Raw genomic sequence first — 16069 nt, forward strand, 5'->3', positions numbered from 1 at the left:
CCACCGCGAGAACACCATGACTGTCATAAAGCAAGAAGACCTGATCGAATCCGTCGCCGCAGCGTTGCAGTACATTAGCTACTACCACCCTGCTGATTACATCGAGCACCTGGCGCGCGCCTACGCGGCCGAGCAAAGCCCGGCGGCAAAAGATGCGATCGCGCAAATCCTGACCAACTCGCGCATGTGCGCGGAAGGCAAGCGTCCTATCTGCCAGGACACGGGTATCGTCAACGTCTTCCTGAAAATCGGCATGGGCGTGCGCTTCGAAGGCTTCTCCGGCACCGTCACCGACGCCGTCAACGAAGGCGTGCGCCGCGCATACAACTTCGACGACAACAAACTGCGCGCTTCCATCGTGGCCGATCCGCATTTCGACCGCAAGAACACCAAGGACAACACGCCAGCCGTCGTGCACATGGAATTGGTCGAAGGCAATACCGTCGACGTGAAAGTCGCTGCCAAGGGCGGCGGTTCGGAAAACAAATCCAAGATGATCATGATGAACCCATCCGATTCGCTGGTGGACTGGGTCATGAAGACCGTGCCGACCATGGGCGCCGGCTGGTGCCCGCCTGGCATGCTGGGCATCGGCATCGGCGGCACGGCTGAAAAAGCCATGTTGATGGCAAAAGAAGTGTTGATGGAAGACATCGACATGTTTGAGCTGAAACAACGCGGCCCGCAAAACAAGCTGGAAGAACTGCGTATCGAGCTGTGCGACAAGATCAACTCGCTGGGCATCGGCGCGCAAGGCCTGGGCGGCCTGACGACCGTGCTCGACGTGAAAATCATGATGCACCCGACGCACGCCGCGTCGAAGCCGGTCGCCATGATCCCGAACTGCGCCGCCACGCGCCACGGCCACTTCGTGCTGGACGGCTCGGGCCCGGCCTACATGGAACCGCCATCGCTGTCGTCGTGGCCGGAAGTGCACTGGACGCCTGACACGGAAAAATCCAAGCGCGTCGACCTGAACACCCTGACGAAAGAAGAAGTCGCTTCGTGGACGCCGGGCCAGACCTTGCTGCTGAACGGCAAGATGCTGACGGGCCGCGACGCAGCGCACAAGCGCATCCAGGACATGCTGGCCAAGGGCGAAGAATTGCCGGTCGACTTCAAGAACCGCGTGATCTACTACGTCGGTCCCGTCGACCCGGTGCGCGACGAAGCCGTCGGCCCGGCCGGTCCGACGACCGCCACCCGCATGGACAAGTTCACCGACATGATGCTGGAAAAAACCGGCCTGATCGCCATGATCGGCAAGGCCGAACGGGGACCGGTCGCCATCGAATCGATCCAGAAGCACCAGTCGGCCTATTTGATGGCCGTGGGCGGCGCCGCCTACCTGGTGTCAAAAGCCATCAAGCACGCCAAGGTGCTGGGCTTTGCCGACATGGGCATGGAAGCGATCTACGAATTCGACGTGGTCGACATGCCGGTGACGGTGGCCGTGGATGCGAAAGGCACCTCGGTGCACAACACGGGTCCGAAGGAATGGCAGGCGAAGATCGAGCAACTCAATAGCGTCAGCAAGATTCCCGTGACGGTTGCTTAAACAAGCTCTACCATTAACGCCGCGCGGCAATCCAGCGCGGCGTTTTTTTATCTACTCCGGTTCCCCATGACTTCTATTGCAAGCAATGTCCACCCCGACGCGCCCATCGGCATTTTTGACTCCGGCGTGGGCGGCCTGTCGGTGCTGCGCCATATCCGCGCGCAGCTGCCGCAGGAAGACCTGATTTACTTTGCCGATTCCGGCCATGCACCGTATGGCGACAAGACGGAACAGCAGGTGATCGACCGTTCACTGGCAGTGGCCGGCTACCTGCTGCAGCAAGACGCGAAAGCACTGGTCGTCGCCTGCAACACGGCCACCATCGCCGCCATCAAGGCGCTACGCGCGCGCTATCCCGACCTGCCCATCGTCGGCGTCGAACCTGGCCTGAAACCGGCAGCCGCCATCAGCCGCAACGGCAAGATCGGCGTGCTGGCCACCGAGCGCACCTTGCGCGGCGACAAGCTGCTTGCCTTGCGCGAACAAGTCAGCAACGCGACCGGTGCCACGTTCATCTTGCAGCCCTGCGTGGGCCTGGTCGAACGCATCGAACAGTCCGCGATGGGCAGCGACCCGCTCGATGCCACCAGCGCCATGCTCGACCGCTATATCGCCCCCCTGCTGGCGCAAGGCGTCGATACCCTGGTGCTCGGCTGTACCCACTACCCCTTCGTGCAAGACGCCATCGAACGCACGGTGCGCGCGCATACGCAGGAACCCGTCACCCTGGTCGACACCGGGGAAGCCGTGGCGCGCCAGCTGGCCCGTTTGCTCGACGCGGCCAGCCTGCGCCGCAGCGGCAACGACGCGCCACGGCTGCTGGGCTACACGACGGCCAAGGTCGAAGCCCTGGCGCAAGCCTTCGCCGGTTTGCTGGACTTGCAGCCGCCCGTGGCGCACCTGTCCGTGTGAGCGGTGTGAGAGCAAAAGCGACCGTTTTCATGCAATCTTTCGATTCTTTAAAAAAGACCGCATTTAGATTTGCCACTTTGCCGAGTTCTTTGTATAATTCGGCACCTGTTCAGCAAAACAGCTAAACAGGTAAGTAAGACAGTGGTGGCTGTAGCTCAGTTGGTAGAGTCCAGGATTGTGATTCCTGTTGTCGTGGGTTCGAGCCCCATCAGCCACCCCACAGAATTAGCGGTAAATAAAAGGGTTACATGCTTCGGCTTGTAACCCTTTTTTCATTTCCGCGCACATGCATAAGGCAACATCAGCCGCCCTTCCACAACATGTCAGGCGAGCGCATCAGCGAACGAAGCTGGTCGGCGCACAACAATCAAACTTGATGCATACGCTTGATTTATCGTATCCCAAAGAATACACTTGTATGCGTGAAAAGCATCCATACCACCGCCACGTTCGATGACTGGTTCAGCCAGTTGAAGGATCGGAAAGCTTTTTTCCGCATCCAGGCCCGTATTGACCGTGCCGAAGACGGCAACTTTGGCGATTGCAAACCTGTCGGTGGCGGCGTTTCGGAAATGCGAATTGATTGTGGTCCCGGTTACCGCGTTTATTTCACCCAGCGCGGCATGGAAATAATCATCCTGCTCGCTGGCGGCGACAAATCAACGCAAGCAAAAGATATCAAAACGGCGCAGCGGCTCGCGCAAATACTCCAGGAGGTCTGATGATACAAAAACTCAACAAGTGGGATAGCGCGCAGCACCTCAAAACCGAAGAGGATATCGTCGCCTACTTTGAAGCTTGCCTGGAAGAAGCGGGCGACGACGCATCCTTCATCGCCAAAGCGCTCGGCAACATTGCCAAGGCGCGCGGCATGACGCAACTTGCCAAGGATACCGGATTGGGACGGGAAAGTTTGTACAAGGCCTTGTCCGGCGAAGGCAATCCAAGCTTCGACACCATTTTGAAGGTGACGCATGCACTCGGCTTGCAATTTCGCGCCGCAGCGCTGAACACCTGACCACCGATCAGGCGTGGCAGCGAAAAGACTACCCCGCCAGCACCGACTGCACCGTCGTCGCCAAATCCTCCAGGCGCACGGGCTTGACGAGGAAGTGGCGGAAGCCCACGGCCAGCGCGTCGTCCATGTACATGGGCAGGCTGTGGCCGGTGACGGCGATCAGCACGGCGTCGGCCGTGTCGGGATTGTTATGCAGGCGGCGGCCGATTTCGATGCCGCTGATGCCGGGCATTTCGATGTCGAGGTAGACGGCGTCGGGCACGCACAGCTTGACTTGCTCGACGGCCATTTGCCAGTTGCGCACCACCACGGCGTGGTGGCCCAGCGCCTCGAGCAGCATGGCCAGCGATTCGCCCACTTCCTGGTTGTCGTCAACCACCAGGAGATTTAATTTGCGCGCAGCACTTGCCGGCTGGTCGCCCTGACGGCGTTCCACGGAGGAACTGCCTGGTGTCGTTTCAGTTGTCTGGCTCATTGTACGTTCACGTCTGACGGCTGCAAAAACGCGAGTATACAAGAAGCGCGCACAATGCCGCCGCACCCGAGCAATGGTGCCAAGCGGCAATCGAAGCCACCCGCTGTACCGCGCCAGCAACACTTTCCTACCCTGCAAGCGGCCATACCTCCACTACGCAATACTCGCAATTGACGGATAAAATGAGAATCATTATCATTATCATCCCCTTGCGCCGGATGTCCACGCCACGATGTTGTCGCGCCGCCCGATTGCCCGCGCAAACATTGTCATTACGGAGATCCATGCATGGCTGCCACACCTTTCACACTGCCCTTTTCGCTGCGCCCGTGCGCGCTGGCCATCGCCCTCGCATGCCTGAACGCGCCCATCGCCGCGCAGGCACAGCAAGCTACTACTGCCGATAACGCCGGCCCCATCCTGGAATCGATTCAGGTCAGCAGCAATCTGCTGGGCACCAGCATGGCCGCCAGCACGAAAAATTTCGCCGGCGCGCGCACCGTGGTGCAAAAAGACGATATCGAGAACTCGGGCGCAACCAGCCTCAGCGACGTGATGCGCCGCATTCCCGGCGTGCAGATCAGCGACAACTCGGGCAGCGCCGGCAGCGCCATCTCCCTCAATATCGGCGTGCGCGGCCTGGCCGGGCGCTATTCGCCGCGCAGCACGGTCTTGCTGGACGGCATCCCGATGTCGGTGGCGCCATATGGCCAGCCGCAACTGTCGTTCGCGCCCGTCAGCCTGGCCAATGTCGAAACGGTCGACGTGGTGCGCGGCGGCGGCGCCGTGCGCTTCGGCCCGCAAAACGTGGGCGGCATCATCAACTTCAAGACGCGCCGCGTGCCCACCACGCCAGGCATCACGGGCGACGCCACCGTGCGCTACAACTCGTACAGCGAAGTGGGCCACAACACGCAAGCGAGCGTCTTTGCCGGCACCCAGCTCGACAGCGGCCTGGGCCTGGCGGTGCTGTATTCGGGCATCCGCGGCAGCGACTGGCGCGTGGGCAGCGATGAAAAGGTCAACGACTTCGCCCTCAAATTCCGCTACGACCTGAACCCGACGGCCGAGGTGTACGGCAAGCTGTCCTACTACGACGTGACGTCGCGCACGCCGGGCGGTTTGAGCGCCGCGCAATACAAGCAGGACCCGTTCCAGAACACGCGCCCGACCGACTTCTGGAGCGGCGAGCGCAAAGCCTTCGACATCGGCTACCTGAACGCCCTGTCCAGCACGCAGGAACTCGAGGTGCGCGCCTACTACAACAAGAGCTCGCGCGAAAGCACCCTGATCAATGCGAACCGCAACGGCCTGGGCCGCCAGCCGCGCAACTATGAGACGACGGCCATCGAACCGCGCTACACGCAGCGCTTCATCACGGGCAAGATATCGCAGGACGTCACCGTCGGCTACCGCTACCTGGCAGAACGGGCCGACGAGACCATCTACAACGTCGTCATCGCCACCGGCGTGCAACAAAAGCCGACGCGCTTCGCCGACAATTCGACCGATGCGCAAGCCGTGTATATCGACGACAAGATCGCCATCGACGCGTGGCGCATCACGCCCGGCGTGCGCTACGAGCACATCAAGACGGAACGCTTCAACCACTTGCCGACCGACCAGAAGATCGATCTGCTCAACAACAAGGCCCTGCCCTCGCTGAACGTGGCCTACTTGCTCAACAACAACGTGACCCTGTTCGGCAACTACAACAGCTCGTTTGGCGCCGTGCAAAATACGCAGCTCAATGCGCAATCGAGCAAGAACCCGCTGCAGCCGGAACTGGCGAAAACGGCCGAACTGGGCGCACGCTGGAAGAGCGGCCAGCTGTCGGCTGAGGCAACCTTGTTCAACATCAAGTTCGACAATCAGATCCAGTCCGTCGGCAGCGGCGAGAACGTCGTCTTCTACAACGTGGGCGCCACGCACCACCGGGGCCTGGAATCGGCCGTCGACTACCACTTCGACAAGTCCGGCCCGCTGGCCGGCTTGAATGCCTACGCCACCTACACTTACACCAAGGCCACCTTGCAGGATGGCGTGAACGCGGGCAACGACGTGCCCTTCTATTCGCGCACCACGGACACCATCGGCGCCCACTACCAACTGGGCGCCTGGGGTTTTGATTTGTCGAGCAGCCACCAGAGCCGCCAGTTCGCCGACGAAGCCAACACCGTGGCGGAAAATCCGACTGGCAGCCTGGGCGTGATTCCCGGCTTCCGTACCTGGAACACGCAAGTGAAATGGAAAGTACCGGGCCAGACTGGCCTGGAGCTGGTCGCCGGCGTCAACAATCTGAGCGACAAGCGCTACTTCACGCGCACCTCGGATGGCAACCTGGGCAAGATCGTAGGCGCGCCGCGCATGGTCTACCTGCAAGGCCGCCTCGCGTTCTAACAGCCGGCAGCACGCCTGGCACGCGCACTGGGCCAAAAACCTGCATCGTTGTATTTTCGATGCAGGTTTTTTTACGTCCGTCATGTCACAAAGATGCTGCGGTGCAAGCTAAGACAGGGCCGCGTACCCCTGGAAGTCAGTACAACTAATTCACCGTGGAAATTATTTTCATTTTAAACACAAATGATTTCACAATTACAAAATTTTTCCTGAAAAAACTTCTATTTTTTGTGAGTTTTAGTGATACTCTTCAATATCATTTAGGAAATTGAATTAATTATTCAACAATACAACGGACAATACATGAACCTGCCAGCCACCCTTATCAAGATCGCCGCACTCACCACCCTGATCACTGCCGGCGCCGCCAACGCCGCGACCGAACTGGTCATCAACGGCAGTTTCGAAAGCAACGCCATCAGCACACCGTTCGCGCAATTGAGCGCCGTGACGGGCTGGACCTCGTCCGTCAGCGGCAACACGGCCTTTGAAATCCAGAAGGGCGCCACGCAAGGCGGCCAGAGCGGCTTCAACCCCGTCGCCGCTGCCGGCACGCAATACCTGGAACTCAATGCCGAGCGCCTGACCTCCGTCTCGCAATCGATCGCCACCACGGCCGGCGGCACGTATGCGCTGTCGTTCGCCTACTCGGGCCGCCCGAATACAGCAGGCGGCGCGAACAGTCTGATGAATGTCTACTGGGGTTCGACCCTGCTGACGCCAACGGCCCTGGTGGGCACGACCACCGGCGTGTGGCAAACCTACAGCCAGAACGTGACGGCGCTCGGCTCGTCGAGCCTGCTGCGCTTCGAATCGATCGGCCCCGTCTCGGCGCCGACCTATGGTTCCTATCTGGATAATGTCTCGGTGATGGCTGCCGTGCCGGAACCGGAAACCTACGCCATGATGCTGCTGGGCCTGGGTTTGCTGGGTTTTGTGGTGCGCCGCAAGAACGGCGCCTGAGCCTGAGCTAGCATCGCACATCAGCCGCCCCGCCGCCATGGCCGGGCGGCTTTTTTCATGGAAAGACGGGAGCATAATTTTCAGGAAATGTTGCCAAGAAGAATTAAATTGACGCTACAATAGCGGGGTATCAAGCAATGCCAAGCATCGCTCCGCCAGGGCCCCTACCCCGCCCTGATCATCAGCACGCATTTTTTGAACAGGAAGGCTGGCACCACCGGGCCCGATAGCGCTCCCGGCACGGCCACCGCACACGCACCATGTCCGCAGAAAAAACCATTACCGAAACGAGTTCCTACGGCAAGGAAACGCCCGTGGGACGTCCCGACATCGACGGCCGCGCCGGCATTTTCGTGCCCACGGCGGAATTTGACATCGACAACACCACCACCATCCGCAAGGGCGCAGGCATTGTCGGCTTCGGCAACCTCGATGGCACCCTGACCGTGTACTTCGAAGCGAACCGCTTCGACGAAAGCAATCTGCACAAGTGGGAACACAAGGCGCGCAAGGCGTACGACCGCATGGTCATGGGCGCGCCCACGGTGTCGAAAGCGAAAATCGATGCGCGCATGCTGGAACAGGTCGGCATCATCGATGGCATGGGCATCAATCTCAAACACCCGGAACGCCTGACGCACTGGCTGGCGATCTCGAACGTGCCGGATACAGCGCCGGAAGAGCCTGTCGTTCGCTGGAAAAACCGCTAAGTAATCCTCAGGAAATTATTGTGAAGTTATGACGAACAGAACCGGATGCTATGCAAGGCGCCCGCTGCGACGCAGTGCGAGCACTGCTAGCAGTGGGCAACGCCGCAGAGCGCCGGTTATGGAAGTCAGAAATCGCAATAATTTATTGGGGGTTACTCCGGCGGCCGGAGAGCGAGGCGGGGCGCCAGGCACGAGGTATTGTCCTACACGGTAGCGGACATTCATCCGATGCCCAAAGGCATCAACTCATCCTATGATGAAAGCCTGACCACATTTCACACCACTCAGGAGTACGACATGTCCCGCCTCATCCCGATCAGCTTTGGCGCCTTGCAAATAGGTCTGGCAGCGGCGGCGATGTACATCTTGTGCTCGGCGGACGTACTGCACCAGGGTTCGGTGTATTTCCACTAGTAGAATGACAAAGCCGGGCAAGCATTGCTTGTCCGGCTTTGTCCTGCATGCAAACACGCTACATTAGCGGCGGCCGTGATAGCGGCCATGCCCGCCCCAGCCGCCGCGGTGTCCACCGTAGCGCCCAAAGCCAAACATGAAGTCCAGCCCGATCGATACGGGCGGATTGTAATAATACGGTTGCGGCGCGTACACTGGCGCCGGCACATACACGGGCTGCTGCACGTACACCGGCGGCTGCTGCACATACACGGGCTCATTCGTATATTCCACGCGCGGCGCGCTCATCACGCGGCCTGACTGCACCGGCTCGGACGAGACCGTATGCCAGTCGTAAGGATTGTAGGCTCCCTGCGGCGCGCGCGAACCGTAATACGCAGGACCGGGGGGCGCCACGGCGCAGCCACCCAGGGCGGCCAGCGAGATTACTGCCAACAGGGTTTTCATCGCAATTCTCCTAATGTGTACTGCTTAATTAAGTACTATAAGAAATTACGCCGTGCTTTGCTGTGCTTTTACCGATTGTTACACGCCGACGCACGCCGCAACATGAAATGTCGCAAACGCGCCACAAGCGGCCCATGCCGCATGTTTCCTCAAATAAACGGAATCGCGCAGGTATCGATGGCCTTGCCGGCCGCATCGTAGCGCTGCACGCACACCTGGTAGCGCACGCCGTAATCGAGCTCGACCTGCTCGACCTTGCCATACTTCAATTTCCAGCTGGGTTGCACTTGTTGCCGGCCAGCCAGCGCGGCCACATCCTGCGGAATCGCCATCGCCGTTTGCGTCTCGCCCTGGCGCGCATCCTGGCGCCGCGCCACGTCGATGGCCACGCTCACGGCCAGGTCGATGCCGCCGTCCGCATAGCTCAGCGTGGGTGCGCCGCGCTGCGCCCGCATCACGCCCCAGGCGCAAGGCTTGCCGCCGGCTTCGCACTGCTTCAGCTGCGCCAGCGGAAAATATTCAGGGGCAATCTTGCCATCCTTGATGGGCCAGCTGGTGCGCACGCCGTCGCGCTTGCCCGTCAGGGGATTGTCCCAGCTCAGGCTATTGACGACGGCCACGGTCTGCCCCGCCTGCAAGCCCACGGGCGTGCCCAGCGATGCGCAGGCGGAAAGCAGCAAGCCGCTGGCGGCCAGGGAGGAAAGTGTCAGGATGCGCTGCATGGTAGGCCTCTTGTAATGGGAGATCCCGAAGGTATGTTTCGAGGGTAACAGAATCGGCGGCGACAGTGCCGTTGGCTGGCGCACATAACAGTACGGGCGGCACCCTTGCAGGCGCCGCCCGTAGCGGAGTCGGCCATGCCGGGAGCGCCGCTCCCGGCAAATGTGGATCAGTCCAGTTTCCAGGCGTAATCGACCTTGGTCCAGGTTTGCGCCGCGGCGCCATCCTTGGTGCCCGGCTTGAACTTGCATGCGGACAGGGCCTTGATGGCGGCCTTGTCCAGATTCTTGAAGCCGCTGCTCTTGTCGACTTTCGAATCGGCAACGCTACCATCGGCATTGACCAGGAAGGACATCGACACGGTGCCCTGCTCTTCGTTCATCAGCGAGGCTTTCGGATAGTCGGCCTTGCAGTTCTTGGCATCGAACGACGCCGGCACCTCGGCCGCGAAGGCGGCGGAAGAAACGGACACCAGCAAGGCTGCTGCAACACTCATCAAACGCTTATTCTCAAACATGTGCTTCCCCATGATTATTATCAAATACGGCAGTTACCATTTCCTGTGCGCTGTTGGCCGCGCTTAAAACTCTTCCCACTCGTCATTGCTGCCGGCGCCTGCCGCCTTGCGTGGCGCTGAAGCCGCCACGGGAGCGGCTGCTTCGGTCTTGCGGGTCAGCGACTTGACCGGACGCAATGCCGGCGCCGGCTTGCGCACGGCCACTGGCGCGGCAGCCACGGGGGCCGGCACATACGCCGCCGGCTTCTCTTCGCCGTCGACCAGTTTGAAGATGCTGACCACGTGGGCCAGTTCGGCCGCCTGGTCCTGCAGGCTTTGCGCCGCGGCGGCTGCCTGTTCGACCAGGGCCGCATTTTGCTGCGTCATGCCATCCATCTCGATGATCGACAAGTTGACCTGTTCGATGCCGGCGCTTTGTTCCTGGCTGGCACTGGCGATCTCGCTCATGATGTCGGTCACGCGGCGCACGCTGTCGACCACTTCGCCCATCGTCACGCCAGCCTGGCCGACCAGTCGCGTACCGCGTTCCGTCTTCTCGGCCGAATCGTCGATGAGGATCTTGATTTCCTTCGCCGCGCCAGCGGAGCGCTGGGCCAGGTTGCGCACTTCCGACGCCACCACGGCAAAGCCGCGGCCTTGTTCGCCGGCACGTGCCGCTTCCACGGCCGCGTTCAGCGCCAGGATGTTGGTCTGGAAGGCGATGCCATCGATCACGCCGATGATGTCGACAATTTTCTTCGCCGATTCATTGATCGAGCTCATGGTGTCTACCACTTGCGACACGACGGAACCGCCCTTCAGGGCCACGTCCGAAGCAGTGGCGGCCAGCTTGTTGGCTTCGCGCGCATTGTCCGCATTCTGTTTCACGGTCGAGGTCAGCTCTTCCATGGCCGATGCCGTCTTTTCCAGCGCGCTGGCCTGCATTTCCGTGCGCGACGACAGGTCGATATTGCCGTCGGCAATTTCGCGTGACGCCGTGCCGATGGTTTCCGTACCGACGCGCACCTGGCCGACGATGCCCACCAGGCTGTTGCGCATTTCCTTCATTTCCGCCAGCAGGCTGGACGTATCGGAAGGCTGCGTATGGATGCCGATCGACAGGTCGCCATTGGCGATGCTGCCGGCGATCGATGCCGTGTAGTCAGGCTCGCCACCCAGCTGTTTCAGCAAGCCGCGGGTAATCACCAGTGCCGCCGCCACGCCCATCGCCACGGCCAGTACGCCAAGGATGATCATGAACAGGCGCGCGCTGTCGAAGGCCTTGCGGGCGTCCGATTGCATCTGCTCGTTAAGCTTGTCTTCCAGCACGGCCAGTTGCTCCAGCGCTTCCATCCATTTTTTCTGTACCGGGCGGATTTCCTTGATCATCACGCGCGTGGCGCCTTCCGCATCGTTGGCCATCCACAGCGCCGACGCCTTGGCGATGGCTGGCATGGCGGCCGCTTCGTATTCCTTGATCGAGGTCAGCAGGGCTTTTTCTTCCGGAGTCGACTCGACGGCGAATTTCTCTTCGAGCTTCTTCTGCGTTTCCTGATAGGTGCTCGTCTGCGTCTTGATACGCGCCATTTCAGGTTCCATATCGCCCGCGTCCGTCATCAGGGTCAGGATGCGCAGCGAGGTGATGCGGTCGCTGACGTTGCCACGCATGTCGATCACCAGGCGGGTGACGACGTTGTTGACATTGATCACGTGATCGAGACGTTCCTGGATTTGCGCCATGCGCGCGATGCCGAGGACGGTCACGGCCACCAGCAGAACCAGTACCAGGGCGAAACCCAGGCCCAGGCGGGTACCAACCTTCATTTTTGCTAAATTCATTTCGGCTCTTCGTAAATGAAACTATTGATAAGGATTTTTGCCCGGCACGACAAGACGAAGGCTGCGCAACACCGGTGTCCGCCCTTACCGATTGGTATGCTGGCGGTCTCCGGCCGCACGCAGCCTGGGGTACTTCCTGATCTACAACAGCCCTGAAAACGCCAGTGACTGCGAATGCAAATTTGTTCTACACACTGAATTTTTGACACAGATGATGCGAGATCAACATCAAACATTCATATGAGAAATATTTGTCTATAATCAATTATAGGTGTAAATTTTGCCTCAAAGCAAGCAATAAGTACCCGAATAAATGGCTGATTAACTTTCTTCGGGGAAATGGCAACAACGCCGTTTCTTGCCCCATAGAAATGCCCCACGACAGTGCGGGCGTGCGCCGAAACAGCGCATTTACAACACATGGCATAGCCATATGACATCGTTTGGGGAGAGGGACTCAGAGGAGGGGTAGTGCGGACAATACCAGTGCGCAAGGGCACCGGTATAGACAAGTTGGATTAGCGGTCCCAGCTGCAATGCATCACATAGGCGTGGCCGTCTGTGCCGAAGACAAAGATGCTCCAGATAGCGCCCAATCGACCAGCCAGGCTGCCCTGGCCCGATGATACCAGTTGATACCAGTGCGGCTCGCTACCGAACAGTTCGGCCAGTTCGGCCTCGAAACCATCATATAAACGGGCGTCGAGCGGCTCGCGGTCCGCCTCGCTCATCGGCAGCAAGCGCTCGAGCAGCCACTGGCGCGGCGTGCACAAGGCGCCGCTGCAGTCCATGCTCTCGATCGGCTGCAGGCGCATGCCGTCCGGCTCCAGCTTCAGCGTGCGGCACAGCGCGTCGAGCGATGCCTGCGGCGCGACGGGCCCCAGATACTCGCACAGAAACAGGCTGCCATCATCCTTCAATGCGGTGACTGCCTGCAGGTAGCCATGCAACTGCTGTGCATGGACATGGACGTCGCCGCGCATCAGGCAGGCAAGGACAAGCGCGCCGCCGCTTCCAGCAGCAAGCGCGGATCACCCGAGGCCAGCTTCTTGGAATCGGACAAGGTCTGGCGGAAGCCGCGCGCGCCGGGCAGGTTTTGCATCAGGCCCAGCATGTGGCGCGTGACGCTGTTCAGTTTTAATCGCCCCGCTTCTTTTTCCAGCTGCGCGCTGATATACGGAATCATCGCTTCGAGCACCTGTTCACGCGTTTTGACGGGCGTGTCGTCGCCGTAATAGCGCTGGTCGAACTGCGCCATCACGTAGGGGTTGTGATAGGCCTCGCGGCCCAGCATGACGCCGTCCAGGTGCTGCAGGTGCAGGTCGATTTCCTCGAGCGTCTTGATGCCGCCATTGATGATGAATTCGAACTGGGGAAAATCACGCTTCAAGCGGTAGGCATAGTCATACTTGAGAGGCGGCACTTCGCGGTTTTCCTTCGGGCTCAGGCCTTTCAGGATGGCATTGCGCGCATGCACGATAAACGTCTTGCAGCCGGCATCGGCCACGGTGCCGACGAAATCGCGCACGAAGTCATACGATTCGCTGTCATCGATGCCGATGCGGTGTTTCACGGTGACGTCGATGTCGACCACGTCGCGCATGGCTTTCACGCAGTCGGCCACCAGTTGCGGCTCTGCCATCAGGCAGGCGCCAAACGCGCCCTTTTGCACGCGCTCGGACGGGCAACCGCAATTGAGGTTGACCTCGTCGTAACCCCACTGCTGGCCCAGCCTGGCGCTGGTGGCCAGGTCCTTCGGATCGCTGCCGCCCAGCTGCAGCGCCACCGGATGCTCTTCCTCATTGAAGCGCAAATGGCGCTCCACGTCGCCGTACACGAGCGCGCCCGTCGTCACCATCTCGGTGTAGAGCCAGGTATGGCGCGTGATTTCGCGGTGGAACTTGCGGCAATGGCGGTCGGTCCAGTCCATCATCGGGGCGACGGACAGGCGGCGGGAGGGCAAAGAAGAGGAAGTCATGGTGTCTACAAAAAACAGGAGCTGCAAATGACAAACCCGCTGCGCGCCTCACCGGTGAAGGAAAGGCGGAGCAACGGGCTTGAGCGTGGCATGGCCCGCAGGCCATGCGCTACAACAGATTACGAATCGCGCGACGCTTTTTTACGCTCGTGCTCTTTCAGGAAGCGCTTGCGCAGACGGATCGATTTAGGCGTGATTTCCACCAGTTCGTCGTCCTCGATGAATTCGACTGCGTATTCCAGCGACATCTGAATTGGCGGTACCAGGCGCACCGCTTCGTCGGTACCCGACGAACGCACGTTGGTCAGCTGCTTGCCCTTGATCGGGTTGACGACCAGGTCGTTGTCGCGCGAGTGGATACCGATGACCATGCCTTCGTAGACTGGGTCATTGTGCGACACGAACATGCGGCCGCGGTCTTGCAGTTTCCAGATCGCGTAAGCAACAGCGGCGCCGTCATCTTGCGAGATCAGCACGCCGTTACGACGGCCAGCCATTTCGCCACGGGTGTTGTCGACTGGCGCGTATTCGTGGAATACGTGGCTCATCAGGCCGGTGCCGCGGGTCAGGGTCATGAATTCGCCCTGGAAGCCGATCAGGCCACGCGCCGGGATCAGGTACTCGAGACGCACGCGGCCCTTGCCATCCGATTCCATGTTTTGCAGGTCGCCACGACGACGGCCCAGTTCTTCCATGACGCCGCCCTGGTTGACTTCTTCCACGTCAACGGACAGGTTTTCAAACGGCTCGTGGCGCACGCCATCAACCATTTTGAAGACCACGCGTGGACGCGATACGGCCAGCTCGAAGCCTTCGCGACGCATGTTTTCGATCAGAATCGTCAGGTGCAGCTCGCCGCGGCCCGATACTTCGAAGATCGTGTCGTCGTCGGTTGGCGAAACGCGCAGAGCAACGTTGGCTTTCAGTTCGCGGTCCAGACGGTCACGCAGTTGACGCGAGGTAACGAATTTGCCTTCGCGGCCAGCCAGTGGCGAGTTGTTGACCATGAAGTTCATGGTCAGGGTCGGCTCGTCGACGGTCAGCATCGGCAGCGCGTCCGGGGTATCGACTGCGCACAGGGTCGAACCGATGCCGATTTCGTCGATACCGTTGATCAGGCAGATGTCGCCGGCGACGGCTTCGTCAACCAGCACGCGCTCCAGGCCCTTGAAATTCAGCACCTGGTTGATGCGGCCTTTGATAGGCGTGGCGCCTGGGCCATTGATGACCAGCACGTCTTGACCAACTTTGACGGTACCGCGGTTGACGCGGCCAATGCCGATCTTGCCGACGTACGACGAGTAATCCAGCGAGGTGATCTGCATTTGCAGCGGACCTTCAGGATTGTCGTCACGCACTGGAACGTGTTCCAGGATGGCGTCAAACATTGGCTTCATGTCGCCGCTGCGCACGTCTTCGGTCAGGCCGGCATAGCCGTTCAGGCCCGAAGCGTAAATGATAGGGAAATCCAGTTGTTCGTCGGTCGCGCCCAGCTTGTCGAACAGTTCGAACGTCTGGTTGATGGCCCAGTCCGGGCGCGCGCCTGGACGGTCGACCTTGTTGACGATAACGATAGGCTTCAGACCCAGTGCCAGCGCTTTGCGCGTGACGAAACGGGTTTGCGGCATCGGGCCTTCCTGTGCATCGACCAGCAGCAGAACCGAGTCCACCATCGACAGAACACGTTCCACTTCGCCGCCGAAGTCGGCGTGGCCTGGGGTGTCGACGATATTGATGTGGGTGCCTTCGTACTCAACAGCGCAGTTCTTCGACAGAATCGTAATGCCGCGCTCCTTTTCCAGGTCGTTCGAGTCCATGACTCGGGTGTCGACCGCTTGGTTTTCACGGAAGGTGCCTGACTGGCGCAGCAGCTGATCCACCAGCGTGGTTTTGCCGTGGTCAACGTGGGCGATAATGGCGATATTACGAATTGCGCGTTTTGTATTTGACATGGTCGTAGTAGTTACTGAAAAACTGCGGAGTGCGTACAAGGTGTACGAGATACCCGAATGCTAATCTATTTCCGGAACCGCGTAGTATAGCATGTTGCGTTGCAACGCTATCTAAAAATGCTGGCGGCTCCCGCAGTCGGGGACGGTTTGTTTAAAAAAGCGACACTGTTTAACGAGTGTCGCTGGG

Annotated in this window: 15 protein-coding genes and 1 tRNA gene; 8 read left to right on the forward strand and 8 right to left on the reverse strand. The window is 60.0% G+C overall.

All coding sequences use genetic code 11. From position 1 onward, the window contains the following. The first annotated feature begins 16 nt into the window (after positions 1-16). From ACPJXG_RS22805 to ACPJXG_RS22825, 5 genes are all read left to right on the forward strand, one after another. Complete coding sequence (locus ACPJXG_RS22805) at positions 17-1558, forward strand: fumarate hydratase (protein WP_034784516.1); 1542 nt, start codon at positions 17-19, stop codon at positions 1556-1558. Between the two features lie 66 nt (positions 1559-1624). Continuing rightward, positions 1625-2470, forward strand: a complete 846-nt coding sequence (gene murI, locus ACPJXG_RS22810; protein ID WP_425252434.1) for a glutamate racemase — start codon at positions 1625-1627, stop codon at positions 2468-2470. Between the two features lie 144 nt (positions 2471-2614). After that, a tRNA-His gene (locus tag ACPJXG_RS22815) sits at positions 2615-2690 on the forward strand. Positions 2691-2892: 202 nt separating this feature from the next. Beyond that, the gene (locus ACPJXG_RS22820) at positions 2893-3192 is read left to right on the forward strand and encodes a type II toxin-antitoxin system RelE/ParE family toxin (protein ID WP_035828697.1); all 300 of its coding nucleotides are present in this window, start codon (positions 2893-2895) and stop codon (positions 3190-3192) included. Next, positions 3192-3488, forward strand: a complete 297-nt coding sequence (locus ACPJXG_RS22825) for an addiction module antidote protein (protein WP_035825229.1) — start codon at positions 3192-3194, stop codon at positions 3486-3488. The genes ACPJXG_RS22820 and ACPJXG_RS22825 overlap by 1 nt, the downstream gene beginning before the upstream one ends. Before the next feature lie 28 nt (positions 3489-3516). Here ACPJXG_RS22825 and ACPJXG_RS22830 read toward each other — a convergent pair whose 3' ends face one another. Further along, positions 3517-3963 carry a response regulator gene (locus tag ACPJXG_RS22830; protein WP_425252435.1) on the reverse strand — a complete coding sequence of 149 codons (447 nt, stop codon included), beginning with the start codon at positions 3961-3963 and terminating at the stop codon, positions 3517-3519. A 288-nt stretch (positions 3964-4251) separates the two neighbouring features. Here ACPJXG_RS22830 and ACPJXG_RS22835 point away from each other — a divergent pair, with 288 nt between their 5' ends. The 3 genes from ACPJXG_RS22835 to ACPJXG_RS22845 all read left to right on the forward strand — a co-directional run bounded on the left by ACPJXG_RS22835 (position 4252) and on the right by ACPJXG_RS22845 (position 8036). Beyond that, on the forward strand, positions 4252-6363 hold the full coding sequence (locus ACPJXG_RS22835; RefSeq protein WP_425252436.1) for a TonB-dependent receptor family protein: 2112 nt from the start codon (positions 4252-4254) through the stop codon (positions 6361-6363). Positions 6364-6666: 303 nt separating this feature from the next. Next, positions 6667-7326: a PEP-CTERM sorting domain-containing protein gene (locus ACPJXG_RS22840; protein WP_425252437.1), complete on the forward strand. Its 660-nt coding sequence runs from the start codon at positions 6667-6669 to the stop codon at positions 7324-7326. A gap of 260 nt (positions 7327-7586) precedes the next feature. After that, positions 7587-8036 (forward strand): hypothetical protein, encoded by a 450-nt coding sequence (locus ACPJXG_RS22845; protein WP_035825219.1) that lies wholly within the window; start codon positions 7587-7589, stop codon positions 8034-8036. Between the two features lie 477 nt (positions 8037-8513). Here the strand turns inward: ACPJXG_RS22845 and ACPJXG_RS22850 are convergent, their stop codons facing one another. From ACPJXG_RS22850 to typA, 7 genes are all read right to left on the reverse strand, one after another. Next, a complete protein-coding gene (locus tag ACPJXG_RS22850; RefSeq protein ID WP_425252438.1) occupies positions 8514-8897 on the reverse strand; it encodes a hypothetical protein in 384 nt (127 codons plus the stop codon). 149 nt (positions 8898-9046) lie between these two features. Further along, positions 9047-9619, reverse strand: a complete 573-nt coding sequence (locus ACPJXG_RS22855) for a hypothetical protein (protein WP_035825212.1) — start codon at positions 9617-9619, stop codon at positions 9047-9049. Between the two features lie 167 nt (positions 9620-9786). Beyond that, positions 9787-10134 carry an energy transducer TonB gene (locus ACPJXG_RS22860; RefSeq protein WP_233516259.1) on the reverse strand — a complete coding sequence of 116 codons (348 nt, stop codon included), beginning with the start codon at positions 10132-10134 and terminating at the stop codon, positions 9787-9789. A 63-nt stretch (positions 10135-10197) separates the two neighbouring features. Further along, positions 10198-11937 (reverse strand): methyl-accepting chemotaxis protein, encoded by a 1740-nt coding sequence (locus tag ACPJXG_RS22865; protein ID WP_425254782.1) that lies wholly within the window; start codon positions 11935-11937, stop codon positions 10198-10200. A 533-nt stretch (positions 11938-12470) separates the two neighbouring features. Further along, positions 12471-12935 (reverse strand): hypothetical protein, encoded by a 465-nt coding sequence (locus ACPJXG_RS22870; protein ID WP_035825207.1) that lies wholly within the window; start codon positions 12933-12935, stop codon positions 12471-12473. Then, positions 12935-13930: a tRNA dihydrouridine(20/20a) synthase DusA gene (gene dusA / locus ACPJXG_RS22875; RefSeq protein ID WP_035825205.1), complete on the reverse strand. Its 996-nt coding sequence runs from the start codon at positions 13928-13930 to the stop codon at positions 12935-12937. Before dusA ends, ACPJXG_RS22870 begins: the two co-directional genes overlap by 1 nt. A 119-nt stretch (positions 13931-14049) precedes the next feature. Next, complete coding sequence (gene typA, locus ACPJXG_RS22880) at positions 14050-15882, reverse strand: translational GTPase TypA (protein WP_100875795.1); 1833 nt, start codon at positions 15880-15882, stop codon at positions 14050-14052. Positions 15883-16069 lie beyond the last annotated feature (187 nt).

The organism is Janthinobacterium sp. NFX145 (genome assembly GCF_049810325.1).
Classification (GTDB): Bacteria; Pseudomonadota; Gammaproteobacteria; order Burkholderiales; family Burkholderiaceae_D; genus Janthinobacterium; species Janthinobacterium rivuli.

Bases quoted from the DNA above. Each gene is read 5' to 3' on its own strand.
- dusA (WP_035825205.1), bottom strand. From the start codon at position 13,930: ATGACTTCCTCTTCTTTGCCCTCCCGCCGCCTGTCCGTCGCCCCGATG.
- ACPJXG_RS22845 (WP_035825219.1), top strand. From the start codon at position 7,587: ATGTCCGCAGAAAAAACCATTACCGAAACGAGTTCCTACGGCAAGGAA.
- ACPJXG_RS22870 (WP_035825207.1), bottom strand. From the start codon at position 12,935: ATGCGCGGCGACGTCCATGTCCATGCACAGCAGTTGCATGGCTACCTG.
- typA (WP_100875795.1), bottom strand. From the start codon at position 15,882: ATGTCAAATACAAAACGCGCAATTCGTAATATCGCCATTATCGCCCAC.
- murI (WP_425252434.1), top strand. From the start codon at position 1,625: ATGACTTCTATTGCAAGCAATGTCCACCCCGACGCGCCCATCGGCATT.
- ACPJXG_RS22805 (WP_034784516.1), top strand. From the start codon at position 17: ATGACTGTCATAAAGCAAGAAGACCTGATCGAATCCGTCGCCGCAGCG.
- ACPJXG_RS22865 (WP_425254782.1), bottom strand. From the start codon at position 11,937: ATGAAGGTTGGTACCCGCCTGGGCCTGGGTTTCGCCCTGGTACTGGTT.
- ACPJXG_RS22850 (WP_425252438.1), bottom strand. From the start codon at position 8,897: ATGAAAACCCTGTTGGCAGTAATCTCGCTGGCCGCCCTGGGTGGCTGC.
- ACPJXG_RS22860 (WP_233516259.1), bottom strand. From the start codon at position 10,134: ATGTTTGAGAATAAGCGTTTGATGAGTGTTGCAGCAGCCTTGCTGGTG.
- ACPJXG_RS22835 (WP_425252436.1), top strand. From the start codon at position 4,252: ATGGCTGCCACACCTTTCACACTGCCCTTTTCGCTGCGCCCGTGCGCG.
- ACPJXG_RS22830 (WP_425252435.1), bottom strand. From the start codon at position 3,963: ATGAGCCAGACAACTGAAACGACACCAGGCAGTTCCTCCGTGGAACGC.
- ACPJXG_RS22840 (WP_425252437.1), top strand. From the start codon at position 6,667: ATGAACCTGCCAGCCACCCTTATCAAGATCGCCGCACTCACCACCCTG.
- ACPJXG_RS22825 (WP_035825229.1), top strand. From the start codon at position 3,192: ATGATACAAAAACTCAACAAGTGGGATAGCGCGCAGCACCTCAAAACC.
- ACPJXG_RS22855 (WP_035825212.1), bottom strand. From the start codon at position 9,619: ATGCAGCGCATCCTGACACTTTCCTCCCTGGCCGCCAGCGGCTTGCTG.